The 18,964-nt window shown below is 71.3% G+C and carries 16 protein-coding genes and 2 tRNA genes; 8 read left to right on the forward strand and 10 right to left on the reverse strand.

Going from position 1 to position 18,964, the window contains the following annotated elements; translation table 11 throughout:
* Positions 1-144: 144 nt before the first annotated feature.
* Positions 145-1,602, forward strand: coding sequence for a hypothetical protein (locus VM242_06090; protein HVM04723.1), 1,458 nt, complete (start codon positions 145-147; stop codon positions 1,600-1,602).
* Positions 1,599-2,456, forward strand: a complete 858-nt coding sequence (locus tag VM242_06095; protein ID HVM04724.1) for a hypothetical protein — start codon at positions 1,599-1,601, stop codon at positions 2,454-2,456. The genes VM242_06090 and VM242_06095 overlap by 4 nt, the downstream gene beginning before the upstream one ends.
* Before the next feature lie 406 nt (positions 2,457-2,862).
* On the opposite strand, the gene VM242_06100 is transcribed toward VM242_06095, so the two are convergent.
* The 5 genes from VM242_06100 to VM242_06120 form a co-directional block, all read right to left on the reverse strand.
* Positions 2,863-2,935, reverse strand: a tRNA-Glu gene (locus tag VM242_06100).
* Between the two features lie 27 nt (positions 2,936-2,962).
* Positions 2,963-3,034, reverse strand: a tRNA-Gln gene (locus VM242_06105).
* Between the two features lie 23 nt (positions 3,035-3,057).
* Positions 3,058-3,729: a YdcF family protein gene (locus tag VM242_06110; GenBank protein ID HVM04725.1), complete on the reverse strand. Its 672-nt coding sequence runs from the start codon at positions 3,727-3,729 to the stop codon at positions 3,058-3,060.
* A 9-nt stretch (positions 3,730-3,738) separates the two neighbouring features.
* Complete coding sequence (gene gltX / locus VM242_06115) at positions 3,739-5,139, reverse strand: glutamate--tRNA ligase (protein HVM04726.1); 1,401 nt, start codon at positions 5,137-5,139, stop codon at positions 3,739-3,741.
* A 133-nt stretch (positions 5,140-5,272) separates the two neighbouring features.
* Positions 5,273-5,695, reverse strand: a complete 423-nt coding sequence (locus VM242_06120; protein HVM04727.1) for a response regulator transcription factor — start codon at positions 5,693-5,695, stop codon at positions 5,273-5,275.
* 160 nt (positions 5,696-5,855) lie between these two features.
* On the opposite strand from VM242_06120, the gene VM242_06125 reads away from it, so the two are divergent.
* Both VM242_06125 and VM242_06130 read left to right on the forward strand, forming a co-directional pair.
* Positions 5,856-6,305: a MarR family transcriptional regulator gene (locus tag VM242_06125; protein HVM04728.1), complete on the forward strand. Its 450-nt coding sequence runs from the start codon at positions 5,856-5,858 to the stop codon at positions 6,303-6,305.
* Positions 6,302-7,627 carry an MFS transporter gene (locus VM242_06130; protein HVM04729.1) on the forward strand — a complete coding sequence of 442 codons (1,326 nt, stop codon included), beginning with the start codon at positions 6,302-6,304 and terminating at the stop codon, positions 7,625-7,627. Before VM242_06125 ends, VM242_06130 begins: the two co-directional genes overlap by 4 nt.
* 11 nt (positions 7,628-7,638) lie before the next feature.
* Here VM242_06130 and VM242_06135 read toward each other — a convergent pair whose 3' ends face one another.
* The 3 genes from VM242_06135 to VM242_06145 form a co-directional block, all read right to left on the reverse strand.
* Positions 7,639-8,466, reverse strand: a complete 828-nt coding sequence (locus VM242_06135) for a GGDEF domain-containing protein (protein HVM04730.1) — start codon at positions 8,464-8,466, stop codon at positions 7,639-7,641.
* Positions 8,467-8,603: 137 nt separating this feature from the next.
* Positions 8,604-10,175, reverse strand: a complete 1,572-nt coding sequence (locus VM242_06140) for an MFS transporter (protein HVM04731.1) — start codon at positions 10,173-10,175, stop codon at positions 8,604-8,606.
* A 169-nt stretch (positions 10,176-10,344) separates the two neighbouring features.
* A complete protein-coding gene (locus tag VM242_06145) occupies positions 10,345-10,728 on the reverse strand; it encodes a hypothetical protein (GenBank protein HVM04732.1) in 384 nt (127 codons plus the stop codon).
* 100 nt (positions 10,729-10,828) lie between these two features.
* On the opposite strand from VM242_06145, the gene VM242_06150 reads away from it, so the two are divergent.
* Positions 10,829-11,254, forward strand: coding sequence for an ATP-binding protein (locus VM242_06150; protein HVM04733.1), 426 nt, complete (start codon positions 10,829-10,831; stop codon positions 11,252-11,254).
* 28 nt (positions 11,255-11,282) lie between these two features.
* On the opposite strand, the gene VM242_06155 is transcribed toward VM242_06150, so the two are convergent.
* A complete protein-coding gene (locus tag VM242_06155; protein ID HVM04734.1) occupies positions 11,283-12,758 on the reverse strand; it encodes a hypothetical protein in 1,476 nt (491 codons plus the stop codon).
* A gap of 368 nt (positions 12,759-13,126) precedes the next feature.
* Between VM242_06155 and VM242_06160 the strand changes: the two genes are divergently transcribed.
* The 3 genes from VM242_06160 (at position 13,127) to VM242_06170 (ending at position 17,700) form a co-directional block, all read left to right on the forward strand.
* On the forward strand, positions 13,127-15,817 hold the full coding sequence (locus VM242_06160; protein ID HVM04735.1) for a hypothetical protein: 2,691 nt from the start codon (positions 13,127-13,129) through the stop codon (positions 15,815-15,817).
* A 145-nt stretch (positions 15,818-15,962) separates the two neighbouring features.
* Entirely contained in the window at positions 15,963-17,102 is a 1,140-nt protein-coding gene (locus VM242_06165) for a zinc-dependent alcohol dehydrogenase (protein ID HVM04736.1), read from the forward strand.
* Between the two features lie 16 nt (positions 17,103-17,118).
* Positions 17,119-17,700, forward strand: coding sequence for a hypothetical protein (locus VM242_06170; protein HVM04737.1), 582 nt, complete (start codon positions 17,119-17,121; stop codon positions 17,698-17,700).
* Between the two features lie 6 nt (positions 17,701-17,706).
* On the opposite strand, the gene VM242_06175 is transcribed toward VM242_06170, so the two are convergent.
* Positions 17,707-18,852 (reverse strand): UDP-galactopyranose mutase, encoded by a 1,146-nt coding sequence (locus VM242_06175; GenBank protein ID HVM04738.1) that lies wholly within the window; start codon positions 18,850-18,852, stop codon positions 17,707-17,709.
* Positions 18,853-18,964 lie beyond the last annotated feature (112 nt).

Below are 18,964 nucleotides of genomic sequence, written 5' to 3' on the forward strand. Positions count from 1 at the left end.
ACAGGGCAGAGGCCCTCGCGACGTGCTGACCTGGAACCTGCCGCCAGCTGACGGCGTTGACCCTTGCTTCGAGCTGCTCGGCCAGACCGCCTACAGCCGGCCCCTCGCCTCGTGGGCTGACTCGACGATCCCGGAGGCGACGGGATGATCTCGACCGACTCGGACCGGACGGGAGGACTTCACGGCTATTGGGAACTCCCCGAGATCCGACTCGCCTTCGATCCGACCGACCGATCCCAGACGGCTCTCAACCCGCTCATCGGATTGCGTGACTTCGGACCCTTCTCGCGACGCGCGTTCAGTGACACGGATCCCGAGATTCGCGTAGCCCTGCTGGCTCCCGGCCCTGACCTCCCAGCGCTCCGCAAGCAACTGAACGAGTTGGTTCATGAACATGAGCCACGAGAACGTGCGCCGTATCTGCCACCCTGGCCTGGGTTTCGACAGGTCTTCGATGCGCGCCTCGGACCCGCACACGATTCAGCGCAGCTCGCGCTCTCCGACGACCTCGACAGCAAACTGAAGGTGTCTGGTCGCCCGCACCGCCACCTCGCCCACATACTCGCTGAAGGGCTGCGTCGGCTCAGCGTCGTACGCGATCGCTTCGATGTCGTTGTCTTCTACCTCCCGCCAAGGTATCGCAGCTTCTTCGTAAACCAGGAAGAAGGATTTGACCTCCACGACTCAGTGAAAGCGGTCGGAGCGCAGCTCGGACTTCCGACCCAGATCATCACGCGGGATGCGCTCGTCTATCGGTGCCGGGCGAGCGTCGCGTGGCGACTTGGTACCGCGCTCTACGCAAAGGGCGGGGGGACGCCATGGAAGCTCGATACAAGCCAAGCACCCCTTGATCCGGAGACTGTCTACATAGGTATCTCATACGCGCTGCGTCCAGCCGACGATGGGACGACGACGTTCGTGACCTGTTGCAGCCAGGTGTTCGACTCCGACGGCGGCGGCATGGAGTTCATCGCCTATGACGTCGGGCAAGGCACTGACTTGCGTAATCCGTTCCTGACGCGCAACGACATGCGGCTCGTCATGTCGCGGAGCCTCGCGCTCTACCAGGACCGCCACCATGGTCACACCCCGCGCCGGCTCGTCGTACACAAGAAGACGCCGTTCACAGCCGACGAGACTGCAGGCTGCACGGACGCTTGGGGCGCTTCCACCGCCCTCGAGTGTGTGAGCATCACGCGCTCGAGCTGGCGTGGCCTCACGCTTGATGCTCCACGACGACGAAACGAGCGAGCAGCCCCCGGGTACGCCATGCAGCGCGGCACGAGCTTCCAGCTCGACGAACGATCGGTGCTCGTCTGGGTCGCCGGTAACGCTCCAGAAGCGACCCTGACGGGCAAGGCGAACTACCTGCAGGGCGGCAAGGGAACTCCACGACCCCTTCTCCTGACGCGCGACGCCGGCGCGGGTCCACTGACTGAGACCGCGGCACAAGTGTTGGCACTGAGCAAGATGGATTGGAACAACGACGCCCTCTACGACGGCGACCCGTGCACCCTCCGCTACGCCGACGTGCTCGCTCGGACCATCAAACACATCCCCGACCTCGCCCCAGTGCCGTACGACTATCGGCTCTTCATGTGACGGTGACCGCTCCCTACACCGGCTCCGCACGGCGCGTGTACTTCGATGCTCAGCAGTTCAACTACTTCGCCGGCCCCGACACGAGTCCGCATCCGGAGCACGCTCTCCACCGCGTCTCGCGGGCCGTCAAGGCTGGGAAGATCGAGGTAGTGGGGTCGCTCGACCTACTCCAGGAGGTGATCGAGGCGTTCCCACAGGCGGGAAAGAAGGCCCGGCGCATGGTCGACCTGTTTTTCAAGCTCGTCGGCGACCGCCTGCTCCTGCCCTTGAGCGAACGACACCGACAGGAGACCAGCACCGGCGGAGTCTTGTCCGAGGAGGACCGGTACCTGTCCCGCGAACTCCGTCGTGACGTCCGTCGCCTGGCGCAGTCCGGTCGCGACGTGTTCGAACTCGCCAATGAGCTGCATCGCGAGAAGGTCGCGTTCCTGAGCGCAGAGAGAGCGGTGCAGGAAAAGATGCGCGACCGGCTGATCGAGGAGGGTGCCACTAAGCCGGCGCGACTGATGCGGGAGTGGATCGCCGACGTGGACCTCGACGATTGGGTACGCGACATCGCCGATGCAGGGCGCCAACGAGGTCGTGTTCCCGATCACGTATCCGTCGGTCCGGAACAAACGCCCTCGGCATCCGCCTTCGTCGCCATCCGGCTTGCCCGGCTGGCTCGGACGATGGGAGAAGGGCGGAAGATCCAGGACTCCGATCTGGCTGACGCCCACCATGTCGCCTGCGGGCCCTACATCGATGTGCTCGTCACAGACGACAAAGAGCTGCGCAGCACGCTCGCACTGGTGCGGGCCAGGCTCTCACTCGAGCGGGAGTCTTCCGCGGAGTTCTTCGCGACACTCCCTTGAGCCCGCGAAGACGAGCGCGTTGGCCGTGGTGCAAACCCCGGAGCCACGGACTGACGAGGTGCTTATCGCGGGTGCTTATGTGGCTCTTCGCGACCAAGCGTGGTTGACGGCCTCGGATTCGAGCGGCGGGACGAGTCTGCCATCCGACGCCGAAGCTTCGGCGCACCAAGTCGAGGGCGACCGGCGCGGTAGTGACAGGCCGCTGTGCCCACATGGACCCGCCTCTCCGCCTGCGGTCGACGGCGAGGGGTCGCGCCGGGCACAATCTGGGCACAAATCTCGACGACAACCGGCATCACGAGGAGGACTGGAGCACACTCCCTGGACGACCCCGACTCGACGGACGAACCACGAAACCGCAGGTCAGAAGCACAAAACCCCTGCCGCAGCAGGGGTTCCGGTGTTGCAGCCCCAACGGGATTCGAACCCGTGTCGCCACCTTGAGAGGGTGGTGTCCTAGGCCTCTAGACGATGGGGCCGTACCCGCCGGCTTGCGCCGGCGGCAGCTCGGGGGGGAGGACTCGAACCCCCAACGACAGGGCCAGAACCTGTTGTGTTGCCGATTACACCACCCCCGAACGGGCGGTTCGCAGGTTAGCCGCTAGCCGGCGGCACCGGCGACGAAACGGAGGTCGGCGGGAGCGGCGGGCCCGCTCGAGCCGGTCTTGATCCCCGCGACGCGCCGGAAGCCGATGAGCCGCCCGGCGGCGACGGCGAGCGTCTCCCGCCCGAGGTAGGGAAGCTTCTCGGCGCCTGCGATCGGGGACCCGGGCGCCGGCGAGGTGAACGCCACGAGACCGAGCTCGTCGGCGATGGCGGCGATGCGGGCGGCGTGGAACCCGTCGGACACCAGGAGCACCCGGCTGATCCCCCGCTGCTCGAGGAACTCGGAGGCGGCAGCCAGCTGCTGCCACGACGAGCGGCCCTTGACCTCCCGCAGGATCGCTCGATCGGGCACCCCGCGACTGGCGAGGTAACGGGCCGACGCGGTCGCCTCGGTGACCCGGTCACCCGACTGCTTCCCGCCCGTGACGACGATGCGCGGGGCGAGCCCGCGGTCGTAGAGGTCGGCGGCATGGGCCAGGCGGGCGCGCAGGACAGGCGAGGGCTCGCCGTCGTACTGGGCCGCGCCCAACACGACGATCGCCTCCACCTGGCGCGCCTGGTCCCTGCGTGACGCCTGCCACACCTGCACGAAGGTGACCGCCAGGTACAGGAACACGGCGGCGGCGAGGGCGGACGCCAGCTTGACGACCAGACCCAGCCCGGGCACGAGCGGCTGCTACTCCCCCAGCCGCGCCAGCGCGGAGCGCAGCCGCTCGAGCACGTGCTCGCGCCCGAGCACCGCCATCGACTCGAACAGCGGCGGCCCCACGTCTCGGCCGGTGACCGCCACCCGAACCGGGAACTGCGCCTTGCCCAGCGCGAGCCCGTGCCGCTCGCCGACCGAAGCGGTGACCTCGTGGAGCGTCTCGGCGTCCCACGGGCACGACGCGTACGCCTCCAGCGCCCCGGCCAGTATCTCCCGGGCCGACGCGCCCCGCTCGACCCGCTTCCCCCACGCCCTTTCGTCGAACGCGGGCTCGGGGAGGAAAAGGAAGTCCACCATGGCGGGTACCTCGGCGAGGGTCTTCACCCGCTCCTGCACCAGTGGCGCCATCTGGGCGAACGCGGCCTCGTCGAAGTCCTCGGGCTTCCACGGGCCCCGCTCCAGGAACGGCGCCGACCGGGCGACGAACTCCTCCACGGGGAGAGCGCGCACGTACTCGCCGTTGAAGTGGAGCAGCTTGCGCTCGTCGAAGAAGGCGGGCGACGAGTTGACGTCCTCGAGCCGGAACTCGGCCACCATCTCGTCGAGGGTGAGGACCTCCCGGTCGCCACCAGGCGCCCACCCCAGCAGCACGAGGTAGTTCCGCATCGCCTCGGGCAGGATGCCCAGGTCCCGGTAGTCCTCGAGGGCGACCCGGTGCCGTCGCTTCGACAGCTTCTGGCGGCGCTCGTCGACCAGGACGGGCACGTGGGCGAACACCGGCAGGTCGAGGTCGGGGCGCAGCGCCCCGTGCAGCAGCACGTACTTGGGCGTCGTGGGCAGGTGCTCCTCGGCCCGGACGACGTGGGTGACGCCCATGTCGGCGTCGTCGACCACGTTGGCCAGCACGAAAAGGGCCGTGCCGTTCGAACGGACGATGACGAAGTCCTCGATGGTGGCGTGCTCGAACGTCGGCGTGCCGCGGATGACGTCCACCACCGTCGTAGACCCTTCGTCGGGCACCCGGAACCGGAGGGCCCGGCCGGGGCCGGCCGCCAGGCCCCGGGCGCGACAGAAGCCGTCGTAGCCGGGGACGGCGTTGCCCTTCGTGCGCTGTTCCACCACGTCACGGGCGCAGTCGCACCAATAGGCGCTCCCCGCCTCCAGCAGGCTGGCGGCCGCGGCGGCGTAGAGGTGCGACCGCTCGGACTGGAAGTACGGCCCCTCGTCCCAGTCGAGGCCCAGCCAGCGCAGCGCCGACTGGATCCCCTCGGCCCACTCGGGGCGGTTGCGCTCGGTGTCGGTGTCCTCGATGCGGAGGATGAACGTGCCACCCGACCGGCGCGCCTCGAGCCAGTTGTAGAGGGCCGTGCGGGCGCCGCCCACGTGGAAGTACCCGGTGGGCGACGGCGAGAAGCGGAGGCGGACCGTCATCGGGGGCGGCCCGTCGGGCCCGCTCGCGGACCGTCATCGGGAGGCGGCCCGTCGGGCCCGCTCGGGGCCCGGGGTGCGCTCGGCCGTCACGACGCCGAATCGTAGGTGATCGGGCGGTCCGCCCCCCGGGTGCTCAGACCAGTGCGCAGAGGCCGCTCAGGGTGGGGATGAGCTCGCACCACACGCGGCTCTTGTCGATGTAGCCGTCGGCACCCATCTGGACGGTGTCGAGCAGCGTGTACGGATCGGGGAACGCCGACACGACCACGATGCGCGCCGCCGGGAGCAGCCGTCGGAGGTGGGGCAGGGCGTTGAAGCCGTCCATGCCCGGCATCGTCAGGTCGAGCACCACGACGTCGGGCCGGTGCTGGCGGGCCAGCTCCAGCGCCTCCACGCCGTCACCGGCCCGGCCCACGACATCGAACCGCCCGTCGCCGTCGAGGACGACCTCGAGCAGTCCGCGCACCTCGGCGTCGTCGTCCACGAGCAGCACCCGCAGCCGGTCGGACGGCGTCGCCGCCGCCTCGCTCTCGGACTCTCGGTATGCAGGGCTCATCGGACCTCCTTCGGTCGCAGGGGCCCGGAACGGAACGGCCACTGTGAGTGGTCTCGGCACGACCAGCGGAGGTCTGTAGCGCGGCAAGTGGGCGGTTTTTTCGGGAGGTTGCCGGAGAAATAATTCGTGTTGCTAAGTAGTTCAGGGGAACATGGACGCCGTGACCGCCCCGACCGTCGCCCACGCAGCGGAGCCCGACGCCGAGATGGCCGCCCGCCTCCGGCTGTCGGTGATGCGGGTGGCGCGGCTGCTGCGCGTGCACAGCGGCGACGAGGTGAGCGCCTCGCAGCTGTCGGCCCTGTCGACGCTGGATCGCCACGGCCCGACGACGCTGGGCGAGCTGTCGGCGAATGAGCGGGTGAAGCCGCCGACCATGACGCGCGTGGTGGCCTCCCTAGAGGAGATGGGCCTCGTCACCCGCACCACGGATCAACGGGACCGGCGCGTCGCCCGGGTGGCGATCACCGACGCCGGCCGCGAGCTGCTGGCCCGCACGCGGTCGAGCAAGGACGCCTTCCTGGCCGCCCGCCTCAGCACCCTCCCCGATGCCGACCGCCGGGCGCTGGCCCGGGCGGCCGACGCCCTCGACCGCCTGCTGGACGGATCGTGACGTCCCCGCGCGCCGCACTCGGCGAGCGTCCGCGGGCGCTGGTGGGCGCCGCCACGCGGCGCACCTTCCGCTCGCTCGCCGTTCGCAACTACCGCCTGTTCTTCCTGGGCCAGCTGGTGTCGGTGTCGGGCACGTGGATGCAGCAGGTGGCGCAGAGCTGGCTCGTGCTGACCCTCACCGGGAGCGGCCTCGACCTCGGCGTCACCGTCGCCCTCCAGTTCCTCCCCATGCTGCTGTTCGGGATGTGGGGGGGCGTGATCGCCGACCGCTTCGACAAGCGCCGGATCCTGCTCGTGACCCAGGCGGCGGCCGCCGTGCTCGCTCTCACCCTGTGGGCGCTGGTCGCGGCGGGAAGCGTCGAGCTGTGGATGGTGTACGTGCTCGCCTTCCTGCTCGGCATGGTGCAGATGGTCGACATGCCGACCCGCCAGTCGTTCGTCATCGAGATGGTGGGCCCCGACGAAGTCCCGAACGCCGTCGGGCTCAACAGCGCCATGTTCAACGCCGGCCGCCTTCTGGGGCCGGCGGCGGCCGGCGCCGTCATCGCCACGGCCGGCGTGGCGCCTGCCTTCCTGGTCAACGCGGCGTCGTACCTGGCGGTCATGGCGGCGCTGTGGACGATGCGCCCCGAGGAGCTCCACCGGGCGCCGGTGCTCGCCCCCGGGCGGCGGCCGGGCCAGATCCGCGAGGGCCTTCGCACCGTGTGGGGAGACCCCCGCCTGCGGTCCCCGCTGCTGCTCGTGGCGGTCATCGGCACGTTCGGCTTCAACTCCCAGGTGGTGATCCCCCTGCTCGCGGCCGAGACCCTGGGCGGCGGCCCCCGGCTGTACGGCGTCCTGAGCGGCGCGCTGGGACTGGGCTCGCTGATCGGGGCCCTCGTCGCCGCCGGCCGGGCGCGGCCCACCCGCTCGGTTCTCGTCGGCTCGGCGATCGCGTTCGGTGCGGCCAACCTGGTCGCCGCCGTGGCGCCCACGACGCTGACCGTCGCCGTCGCCCTGGTCGCCGTCGGCGCCTTCATGCTGCTCTTCCTGGCCACCGCCAATGCGACGCTCCAGCTGAGCTCGGCGCCCGCCCTCCGCGGCCGGGTCATGGCCCTCTACGGCCTGGTCTTCCTGGGCTCGACGCCCGTCGGCGGCCCGCTGCTCGGGTACGTGGCCGGCAGGTGGGGCGCACCGGCCGGTCTCGCCCTGGGCGGGGCGGTGAGCCTGGCTGCCGCCCTCACCGCCGCCGTCGTCCCGGCCCGCCGGCGCCGGCGGGCGGCGGCGGCCCTCCCCGGCCCGACCGGCCGCGTCGACGACATGGCGCCCGACGCGGCCGCCTGAGGCGACCCGGCTCAGGCCGACCGGCCGGCGCGCGACCGGCGACGGCGGGCCCGGCGGAGCTCGTAGAGCCGGCGGTCGGCGCGCTCGAGCAGATCGTCGTCCGTGTCGTCCACCAGGCAGGCCAGACCGACGCTGCAGGCGGGAGCGCCCGCCTCGCGCAGGCGGTCGACGACCACGTCCTCGCCGGGGACGACGGAATCGACCAGGAGCAGGGCGAACTCGTCACCGCCGATGCGGTAGGCCCCGTCCTCCCGGCGTGCGGTCCGCCGCAGGGCCTCGGCGACGGCCCGCAGCGCCTGGTCGCCCGCGCCGTGGCCCTTGGCGTCGTTCAGCCGCTTCAGCCCGTCCACGTCGATGACGGCGAGGGTGAGGGGGCGCCGGTGGCGGCGGGCCCGGGCCGTCTCCCGCTCGAGGTCGATCTCGAAGGCGCGCCGGTTGCGGACGCCCGTGAGCGGGTCGGTCAGCGCCTCCTCCACGAGGTGGTGCACCGCCGCCTCGCCCACCACGATCATCGTGCGGTGGATGATCATGTCGAGGCGCCGGCGCGCCTCGTCCCGCTCCGCTTCGTCCAGCTCGTCCACGACGACCTGCCGGAACGCCTCGTGGAGGCAGACGAGCTGGGCCAGCGCGGCGTCGACGCTGCCTACGATCGCCGCGAAGTCGCCCACCACCGGCTCGAACGCGGGGTCGAGGCCCCACCCCAGGGGCTGGGGGTGGTCGAAGGCGGCGTACAGGGCGTCGACCATCGGGCCGGCCATGGTGGGCTCGGCGTCGGGGGGCAGGGCGGGGTCCCAGCGGCACAGGTCCGCCCACCGCCGCCTCACCCGGTCGGCCTGCACCGCCTCCTCCTCTGAGAGACGACCATCGTGGGCGTTTGTAGCCCGACCCGGCCGGCCCCCAATCACGAGCTCAACGGTATCGCCGGATTCGACGGTTTCCCACCACCGGCGACCGGCACGGCGGGGCCGGGGGGTGGTTACACGCCGGCGGCGGCCAGGCTCGGGATGCGGTCGGTGGCCACGTTCCGCCGGAGGTAGAAGAACCACGTGACGGTGCCGAACACCACGTAGGAGCCGAGGAAGACCCACAGGGCGGGCACGGACCAGTCGGCATGGGCGGCGGCGACGGCGACCTTCTCGGCCGGTGTCGACGCCGCCTTCACCAGGTTGGAGACCTCCATGCTGGCCTGGCGCAGCACCACCTGGATGAGGAAACCGCCGAAGGCACCGATGGCGCCGGCGATGCCGATCACGGCGGCCGCCCGGTGCTTGAACTCGACGACGTTCTCCCCGGGGTCGACGCCCCGCTCCACGGCGTCGCGGCGGCCCAGCTCGGCGAAGATGGACGGGATCATCTTGTAGGTCGAGCCGTTGCCGATGCCGGCGAGCAGGAACACGACCATGTAGGAGCCGAAGAACAGGCCGAAGCTGCGCTGCTGGACGCCGGCGGCGGCCGCCAGCGTCGCGCCGGCCATGCCGGCGAAGACCCCGAGGGTGACACGAGAGCCGCCGAACCGGTCGGCCACCAGGCCCCCGAGGGGCCGGGCGACGGAGCCGATCAGGGCTCCGAGGAAGCCGAGGCCGGCCAGGTAGGTGGCGATGAACGGATGGGCGGCGAGGAACTCCGGGAACGTGTTCTTGATCACCAGGGGCAGGGCGAACGAGAAGCCGATGAACGAGCCGAAGGTGCCGATGTAGAGGAACGACATGACCCAGGTCTGGCCCGTGCGCAGGGCGGTCAGGTAGGAGCGCTTGTCGGCCCTGGCCATGCTCAGACTGTCCATGTGGCGCCAGGCGAGGATGGTGGCGAGGGCGATGAACGGCAGCCACATGAGACCGGCGTAGGCCAGGTTCACGTCGTGCTGCGGCAGTCGCACGGCGGCGGACGGCACGCCGACCACGACGGCCAGGGGGACGAGCAGCTGGGCCACCGCGACGCCGAGGTTGCCGCCCGCCGCGTTGAGGCCGAGGGCGAAACCCTTCTTGCGCTCGGGATAGAAGAACGAGATGTTGAACATCGACGACGAGAAGTTCCCGCCGCCGAGGCCGGCCGCACCGGCGCACAGGACCAGCACCCACATCTGGACGCCGTGCGCCTGTGCGGCCAGCCACCCGCTCGGGACGACGAACGCCAGCAGCAGGGTGGGCACGAAGAGCAGGGCCGAGCTGATCGCCGTCCACGCCCGCCCGCCGAAGCGGGGCACGGCGAAGGTGTAGGGGATGCGCAGGAACGACCCCACCAGGTTCGGCACCGCCGTCAGGAGGAACAGCTCGGAGACGGACAGGACGATGCCGGCGTTGCCGAGGTTGATCACGACGATGGTCCACAGCACCCAGATGCAGAACCCGAGGTGCTCGGCGAAGATCGACACGACCAGGTTGCGGCGAGCGACCCTCCGGCCCGTCGTCTCCCAGAACGTCTCGTCCTCGGGGTCCCAGTGCTCGATCCAGCCCCGCCGCCCCCGCCGCTGCGTCGAGCCCGCCCCGGCGCCGGAGGCGCCGGAGCCGTCGGAGGGGCGCGGCGAGGTGACGTCCACGATCGTGCTCATGTCGGCCTTTCGCTCGGTGACGGCGGCGTTCGACGTTGCGGCCGCCTGCGGGCCACCCTACGGACCGGTCGTGACACCACCGTGTGCGTCGGGTGTCGGGAGCGTGAAGACAACCTCACGACGTCGGCAGCGGCGGCGTGAGGTCGACGCCGCCGACGTGCGGGACCGCTCAGTTCCCGGGCGGGACCGGGCCGTTGCGGCCCCTGAGCAGCACGGAGACGCGCTGGTGGGAAACCCCGAGGACCTGGGCGATGGCCGGCATGGTCGCCCCCTCGGCCCGCAGCCCGCGCACGAGCACCCGGCGCAACGCGGCGCTGCTCTCCGTCAGGCGGCGGACCGCCTGGTCGACCAGATCGAGCACACCGGGCCTCCGGCCGTCGACGAGCTCCTCCCACGAGCGGCCCCGGGCCCGCCCCGCCCGCAGCTGGCGCAGCCGCCCGGCGAGGTGCCGGACGGAGCGCGCCTCGTCCTCGAAGCGGCCCGCCAGTTGGTCCAGCTGGTCGAGCTCCTCGTCCGGCGAGGGCGACGGGTGCTTCGTCGTCGTTTCCGCCACGGTTCTCCACTCCTCCGATTGGCACGGGCAGCGCTCGGGTAGCACCATCCCCGCAACACGGGGTTGCACAAACGCGAGCCCGACGAGCACGAGGAGCGACGTGGCGGCGGAGACCGGGTCCTGGGAGGAGACCTTCCCCCCCGAGCTCGACGCGTCCCGCCGGGCCCGCAACGGCGTCGAGGGGCTGCTCCGCGCCGCCGGCGTCCCCGAGCGGGCCGTCGCCGCCGTCCTCCTCGTCGTGAGCGAGCTGGTGGCGAACGCCATCCGCCACGCCGGCACCGACTTCACGGTGACGGCCGACCTCGACGGCGACGTCGTCCGCATCCAGGTGCTCGACCAGGACAGCCGCCCGCCCGCCCTGCTCGGCTTCGACACCGAGTCGACGAGTGGGCGGGGCCTTCAGATGGTGGCCGGCGTGTCGCGTGACTGGGGGTGGCGGACGGCGGAGTCCGACGGCGGCGTCTCCGGCAAGGTGGTCTGGGCGGAGGTGGAGACGGAGGGACCCGTGGCCCCGGAGGTGGGCTGAAGTTGCCGGCCGGCCGCCACCAGGAGGATCAGCGGGCGGGCGGCGGGTCCGAGCGCACGACGGGCTGGGCGGCGACGTCGAGGGGCCCGACGGTGGCCATGGTGGCGACCACCTGCTCACTCGGCAGGTCGGAGTCGACGGAGACGGTGACGCCGTCCACCGTGAACCGCAGGTTGACCATCCCCTCGTCGTACGCCTCGCCCGGGAACCGCAGCTCCCGCAGCTCGCCCCGGTGGGCGCCGACCGTGACGGGCGTGGCCTCGCTCGTGTCCCCGAAGAAGGAGCCCATCCCGTCGGCCCACGGGCACGCCGCCGACACCACCGTCACCCGCAGGAACGCCGGCGCCTCGTCGTCCTCGGGGGCGCCGTCGGGGGCGCGTGTCCCGTAGCTGAGCTCGGCCGAGGCGCACGTCTCCTCCTCGGCGTCCTCGTCGGTCACCGTGGCGTACTCCAGGAACATGCCCGCCGGCGGGTCCGCCGGGGCGACCACGGGGAAGGCGCGGAACTCGGCCAGGTCCTCCTCGTCGATGCCCGGGGTGGGGTCCACCGACGCGGGGTCCGGGGCTTCGACCACCACGGGCTCGCCCCACCCGGAGAACCGCAGGGTGGACCGGTCCGACGAGCGGTCCTCGCCCTCGCCGGTGACGGTCGTCACCTCCAGCTCGTCGAGGCGCCCGTCCGGGGCGTGGGTCAGCCGAACCGTCACCGTGCCGTCGAGGATGTCGTCGGCTGACCCCACCCACTCCTCGTCGTCCCCGGAGCCGGCCTCCTCGTCGGCTGCCGCCTCGGCCGCCTCCCGTTCGACCGCCTCCACCAGCTCGGCGGGAAGGAAGTGCCGAAGCGGCACCGAGGCCTCGAGCACGCCGGGCGACACCCGGCGCACCTCGCCGAGCCGGCCCAGGACGTGCGCCAGGTCGAACGGGGCGCCGAAGGCGCCGAGCACACCGGACGCCGCCGACAGGGCCTCGGCCGCGCCGGGACCGAACTCGCCGGCGGCGACGGCGAGCGCCACGGACTCCCCGCCCCCGTCGGCGGGCGGCCCGTAGCTCCACGGCTCGCCGTCCAGCTCGGCGCGGCCATCGGCGCTCCGGAAGTACGACCCGGTGGGAAGCACGATCGACTCGAACACGTAACCGCCGCTGTCCTCCAGGGAGTGGAGCCGGCCGGGAAGGGCGAACGAGCCCTCGACGCGGGTGACGTCGATCGACGTCGACCCCGGCTCGTCGGGGCCGCTGCCGTACTCGGAGCGCGCCGTCCCCTCGAAGCGGGCCGTCCCGGCGCCGTCGACGAAGTCGCGAACGAGGGCCAGGTCCTCCTCGGGTGACCTCGGCGGGTCCCGCAGCACCACGGCCGCGCCCACTCCCCCCATCACGACCATCAGTGCCGCCCACAGCGCCAGCCGCCCGCGCCGCCGCCTCTGCCCGCCACCCTCGCCGTCGGGTGTCGTCTCCCCGTCCGGCTCGGCGCGCGGACCAGTCGTTCCCTGCTCCCCCGTGGACTCCATGAGGACGAGGGTACCGAGCCCGCCCCGGTTCTCATTCCGCCGACCGCTTCGTCGCGGATCGAGGCGATGGTGGACGCTCGACATCAATCCTCGAAATCATGGGCCATCGGAGCTACGTTCACCTTTATTCACGGCGACCGGGGACTTTCGGGGTGCAGAGCGCTGGTGCGGCGGACGCCGGCCGGTCATGCGAACCCGGACGCACGCCTCGGTTCAGCGGCCCCATCGGCGCCGGCTCGACTCGTCCGCCCGTCTCCATCGGGCTCATTCTTGAGGTGAGGTCAACGGTGCAACCACATCCGGTTCATCCCGTTCATCCGGCGCGACCGCTCCGCCGTGCCTGCCGGCTGCTTGCTACCGCCGCTCTCGTGGCCTCCTTCGCCGCGCCCGGCGTCGTTCCCGGCACGCCGGCCGCTGCCCAGACGGCGCCGTCAGCGCCCACTTCGGCGGCGAGCGGCCTGCGACTGGTCGGCTTCAACGACCTCGGCAAGGGAGGGCTCAACGGGGACCTCGCCGTCGTCGGAACGACCGTCGTGGTCGGAGCCGGCATCGTCTCCGACACGGGCGACCACACCGAGCGCTACAACCCGGGCCCGTGCTTCACCGGTCACAGCGTGAAGATCGTCGACGTCAGCGATCCGGCCAAGCCCCGGGCTGCCTCAGCCATCCCGTTGCCGGCGGGCGTCGCCGCCCTCGAGGTGGACGCGCTGCACGTGTCGACCCCATCGTTCACCGGCGACCTCCTGGCCGTGGCCCTCGACGACGGGCCCTCGCACCAGGGGCCCAGCGCCTGCTCCCCGTCGTCCGCGACCAACCCTCGGGGGGTCGCGTATTACGACATCACCGACCCGGCGGCGCCGAAGTTCCTGGGGCGGTACGAGGCGGACGTCTCCGAGGCACCGCCCGAAGCCCCGCCGTGCGGCCCGCCGTCGGCCACCGCCAAGTGCGCCGTCGGCCAACACTCGGTCCACCTGGTGCAGCGGGCCGACGGGCGGGTGCTCTCCGTGTCGAGCGAACCACTGGCGTCGCACCCGGTGGTCACCAGCCCCAACGGCGACCTGCGCATCGTGGACGTCACCGACCCGCGCGCCCCAGTCCTGGTTGGGGCCTGGCCGCCACTGGGCAGGCGGCCGTCGCCGTTCTCCAACAACGGATGCCGTCGGTTCAGCAACAACCACTCCGCCGTCACCGACGAGACGGGTACGAGGGCGCACGTCGCCTACATGGACGACGGCCTGTTCACCCTCGACATCTCCGATCCCGCGGAAGTGAACGTCATCGGCCAGTGGGACTACCCGGCGCAGCGCAACGTCGAGGGCAACGCCGCCTTCGTCTCCATCGGTGAGGTGGGCGGCAGGCCGGTGGCCGTCGTGTCGGAGGAGGACTTCATCGGTCCGAACAGCGTGCTGCGCATCGACTCACCGGCCGCCCTCGCCGGCGAGCGCTTCGCCTGCGAGGCCATGTTCACGCTCTTCGACCCGGAGGACACCGCCGCCGTGTACCGCAAGCCGGGCTCGCAGGTGGCCGGACAGATGGCCTACGTCGGCCGGGGTTGCCCGGCCCGCGGCACGGCGGCGGCTCCCGTCGCCGCCGACCCCTACCTCACCAGCGGCGCCGGGCGGATCGTGATCGTCGACGGAGCCAAGATCGACGCCACCCAGCCCACCATCTCGAGCACCGGCTGCCCGTTCGCGGCGCGGGTGCTGCGGGCCCAGGCGGAGGGCGCTGTCGGCGTGGTACTCCTCCATCGCTTCGCAACCCCGTTCCAGGCGTCGGAGTTCGGCATCTCGTCGGGTGGCAACCACGCCGGCCTCTCGCTTCCCCACTTCACCATCGACCAGGCCGAGGGCGACGCGCTGCGAACGGCCCTGTGCCCCTCGATCAGCGGCGGCGGGTGCACGACCGAGCCCGTGGCCACCGGCGCCATGATCGACCGCCCGGGCGACTGGGGCGGGCTGCGCATCCTCGACCTGTCCAACCCGGCGGCGCCCACGTCGATCGGCACCTACCAGTCGCCCGGGTCCAAGGTCTTCCCGCCGCCCGACCTCGGCATCTACACGGCCGGCCACACCGTCGTGAAGGGGTCGCTGGTGTACGGCGCGTTCAACGCCGACGGCCTGCGCGTGCTCGACATCTCCGACCCGGCGGCGCCCCGGGAGGTCGCCTCGTTCGTCCCGCCCGACACACCGGACCCGCTCAACTTCCTGCCCGCCAAGGCGCGCGTCGTCGGCGTGGACCTGATTCCCGGCTACGTCGTCATCAGCGACGAGAACTCCGGCCTGTACGTGCTCGAGCTCGGCAAGGGCGGCTACTGGACGGCAGCCTCGGACGGCGGCGTGTTCGCGTTCGGCATGTCGGAGTTCTTCGGGTCCATGGGCGGCAAGCCGCTCAACCGCCCGGTCGTCGGGATGGCGCCCACGCCGTCCGGCAAGGGGTACTGGCTGGTCGCCTCGGACGGTGGCGTGTTCGCCTTCGGCGACGCACGGTTCTTCGGGTCTACGGGCGCCATGCGCCTCAACCAACCCGTCGTCGCCATGACACCCACGCCGAGCGGAAGGGGCTACTGGCTGGTGGCATCGGACGGTGGCGTGTTCGCCTTCGGCGACGCCCGGTTCTTCGGGTCGACCGGGACGCTCCGGCTCAACTCACCCGTGGTCGGCATGAGCCCATCTCCATCCGGCAAGGGGTACTGGCTCGTGGCTGCCGACGGTGGCGTGTTCGGGTTCGGCGACGCCGGGTTCCAGGGCTCGACCGGCGGCATCCGCCTGAACAAGCCCATGGTCGGCATGGCGGCGTCGCCCACGGGCAAGGGCTACTGGTTGGTGGCGTCGGACGGCGGCGTGTTCGGTTTCGGCGACGCCGCCTTCCAGGGATCCACCGGCTCCATCCGGCTGAACTCGCCCATGGTCGGCCTGCAGGCGACGCCCACGGGCCGGGGGTACTGGATGGTCGCCGCCGATGGCGGGATCTTCGCCTTCGGCGACGCCGCCTTCCTCGGGTCCACCGGCGCCATCCGGCTCAACGCCCCCGTCGTGTCGCTCGGGACCTTCCCCAGGTGACGGGTGGGCGGAGGCGGTCGGAACGCGGTTGAGACGGTCCCACTAGGGACAAGAACAGGGATGGGCGGTCGAATGCCGCTAGCCCGCCGGCAGAACTGGGGCCGCCCGGAACGACGAGCCGCCGGAGGAGCCTCTCGTGCGTGCGATGGTCTACCGCGGTCCCTACAAGGTGCGGGTCGAGGAGAAAGACGTCCCGTCGATCGAGCACCCCAACGACGCGATCGTGCGGGTGACCCTGGCGGCGATCTGTGGTTCGGACCTCCACCTGTACCACGGGATGATCCCGGACACCCGGGTCGGCCACACGTTCGGCCATGAGTTCATCGGCGTGGTGGAGGAGGTCGGGCCCTCGGTCCGCTCCTTGAAGCCGGGTGACCGCGTGATGGTGCCCTTCAACATCTTCTGCGGGTCGTGCTTCTTCTGCGCCCGGGGCCTGTACTCGAACTGCCACAACGTGAACCCGAATGCCACGGCGATCGGGGGGATCTACGGTTACTCGCACACCTGCGGCGGCTACGACGGCGGACAGGCCGAGTACGTGCGGGTCCCCTTCGCCGACGTGGGCCCGAGCGTCATCCCCGAGTGGATGGACGACGAGGACGCGGTGCTCCTCACCGACGCCGTTCCCACCGGGTACTTCGGCGCGCAGCTGGGCGACATCGCCGAGGGTGACGTAGTCGTCGTCTTCGGCGCCGGGCCGGTCGGGTTGTTCGCAGCCAAGTCGGCGTGGTTGATGGGCGCCGGGCGTGTCATCGTCGTCGACCACCTGGAGTACCGCCTCGAGGTGGCCCGCACGTTCGCCCACGCCGAGACCTGCAACTTCACGGAGTACGACGACATCGTCGTCCACATGAAGAGGATCACCGACCACCTCGGGGCCGATGTCGCCATCGACGCCGTCGGTGCCGAAGCCGACGGCAACCTCCTCCAGCACCTCGCGGGGGCGAAGTTCAAGCTCCAGGGCGGCTCCCCGGTCGCCCTGAACTGGGCCATCGACGCCGTTCGCAAGGGCGGCACCGTCTCGGTGGTCGGCGCCTACGGACCGATCTTCAGCGCCGTCAAGTTCGGCGACGCCCTCAACAAGGGGCTGACGCTGCGCATGAACCAGTGCCCGGTGAAACGGCAGTGGCCGAGGCTGTTCGAGCACGTCCGGAACGGCTACCTCAAGCCGAGCGACATCGTGACCCACCGGATCCCGCTCGACGACATCGCCGAGGGTTACTACATGTTCTCGGCGAAGCTCGACGACTGCGTCAAGCCCCTCGTCGTCCCGAACGGCCAGTGAGAACAGGAGCCCGACCATGGCCTACACCGCCGACAAGCCGGCGCTCTCCGAATCCAGCGAGGAGCTTCGCCGCCGGATCCCCGGGTGGGGCGTCGACGTCGACCCCCGGGACCGCCCGTCGGTGCCCCGGGAGCGGCTCGACCCCTCGGGCACCGGTGCGCACTGGGACTTCCCCGAACGCCAGGACGAGGTCCGGCCCCGCGAGCGGTCCATCGAGCACGAGCTCCTCCCGCCCGTGTTCGGGACGTCGTGCCCGCCGAAGGGCGTCTCCGGGTGGATGCGCCGCCTCTCCTACCGGCGGTTCAGCGAAGGCCGGGCCGCACACTGGTTGATCCTCATGGCGGCCGACCGGGTGGACTCCTCGGGGAGCCACCTCCGGTCGTTCCTGACGCTCCGCCCCGACAACCCCATCACCGAGACCGGCGTGCGGAGCGAGCTCTCCCGGCGCGGATGGGCGTCGCGGGTGGGGAGGAAGCGGGCGGACGTCGTCCACCAACCGCTGGACGCCGTGATCGTCTTCGGCCCCTGGCTGGTGGCGGGCCGCCTGGCCTACGCCGGTGTCCGGCGGGTGCGAGCCCGCGCCGGACGGCGCCGGTAGGCGCGCCTAGGAACCGGAGCCTTCGAAGTCAGCGAGGACCTCGGTGCTGCACGCGAAGCCTTGCTCGATGGCCTGGTCCTGGTTGATGTAGAGGTAGTTGGCCAGTCGACCGCAGAAGTACACCGGGCGGTCGAGAGCGGCACGGACCTCGACCTTGTACCGCTCGTTCAGGGTCTCGAAGCGCCGGTCCACGGTGGGCACGGGGTAGTGCCTCGCCGGGGCTCCGGGGAACTCCTCGCTGACCACCGTCCCGCCGATGCGCTGCCCGGTGGCGTGCTTCGTCTCGACGGTGCGGGTGAACGGGTACCTGGCGTCCGGCCAGTTCACGACGTAGGCGGCCGTCAGCGTCTCGTCCGGGCGATCGACGGGGACATACCGCGACCGCAGGTGGATGCCCCGCCATTCCAACTCCCCGTCGCGCCCGAGCAGCCTGTCGAGCGGAGCGGTCACGACCAGGGCGTCGTAGTCCCGCTGCATGGCGACGAGGTCGTCGAGCACCAGCTCGGCGCCACACGTCACCGAGGTCTTCGCCATCACCGCTTCGATCACGCTGTTCATGCCCTCCGCCGGGAAGAACTCCCAGCGGTCGCGAAAGAGCCGGCGGTAGCCGTCGTCGCGCAGCTCGACCCGCTTGGGGGCGAAGCTGCTCGACAGCTCGGTCGCCGGTCGGCCCCACTGCTTGGCCGTGTAGTCGCGGATGAACAGGTCGTAGAGGGTCGCGCCCATGAGCGACTTCACGAACGTCTCGAAGTCGTCCCCGGCCGGGCGGTCCGGCAGATCGGCGAGCTCCTTCTCGATGGTCGGCCACACCGGCAGGTCGCGGAGCTCCTCGAGCTGGGGCGGCCAGGACAGGAGCGTCAACTCGTCGTCCTCGCCGATGTGGACCTGCGTCTTCACGGCGTGCCCGTAGGGCCGGGAGAGGCCGAAGCGCTGGACGTACGCGGCGACCTCCTCGTTCGAGGTGTGGAAGATGTGAGCCCCGTTCGGCTCGTAGACGACGCCGTTCAACGTCTCGCTTCGTGAGTGGCCACCGACGTTGGCGGCCAGCTCGAACACCTCGACGTCGACGCCGCCCGCGCCCAGGCGCTCGGCGGTGACCGCTCCCGACCACCCGGCGCCGACGACCGCTACCCGCTTCCTGGTGCGTGACATGGCCGACGAGTCTGCACTCCGGGGATCCGCTGGCACAAAGGGCGGGGGCTCGACGTGGTGTCAGGGATCCCTCCGGGCCGCGCCGGCACCGTCGAGCCACGCCGGCCCACCC

It is taken from the genome of Acidimicrobiales bacterium, from assembly GCA_035540975.1.
Classification (GTDB): domain Bacteria; phylum Actinomycetota; class Acidimicrobiia; order Acidimicrobiales.

Coding starts and splice junctions, on each gene's coding strand:
- VM242_06090 (HVM04723.1), top strand. CDS start 145: ATGATCTCGACCGACTCGGACCGGACGGGAGGACTTCACGGCTATTGG.
- VM242_06140 (HVM04731.1), bottom strand. CDS start 10,175: ATGAGCACGATCGTGGACGTCACCTCGCCGCGCCCCTCCGACGGCTCC.
- gltX (HVM04726.1), bottom strand. CDS start 5,139: ATGACGGTCCGCCTCCGCTTCTCGCCGTCGCCCACCGGGTACTTCCAC.
- VM242_06170 (HVM04737.1), top strand. CDS start 17,119: ATGGCCTACACCGCCGACAAGCCGGCGCTCTCCGAATCCAGCGAGGAG.
- VM242_06155 (HVM04734.1), bottom strand. CDS start 12,758: ATGGAGTCCACGGGGGAGCAGGGAACGACTGGTCCGCGCGCCGAGCCG.
- VM242_06120 (HVM04727.1), bottom strand. CDS start 5,695: ATGAGCCCTGCATACCGAGAGTCCGAGAGCGAGGCGGCGGCGACGCCG.
- VM242_06175 (HVM04738.1), bottom strand. CDS start 18,852: ATGTCACGCACCAGGAAGCGGGTAGCGGTCGTCGGCGCCGGGTGGTCG.
- VM242_06165 (HVM04736.1), top strand. CDS start 15,963: ATGGTCTACCGCGGTCCCTACAAGGTGCGGGTCGAGGAGAAAGACGTC.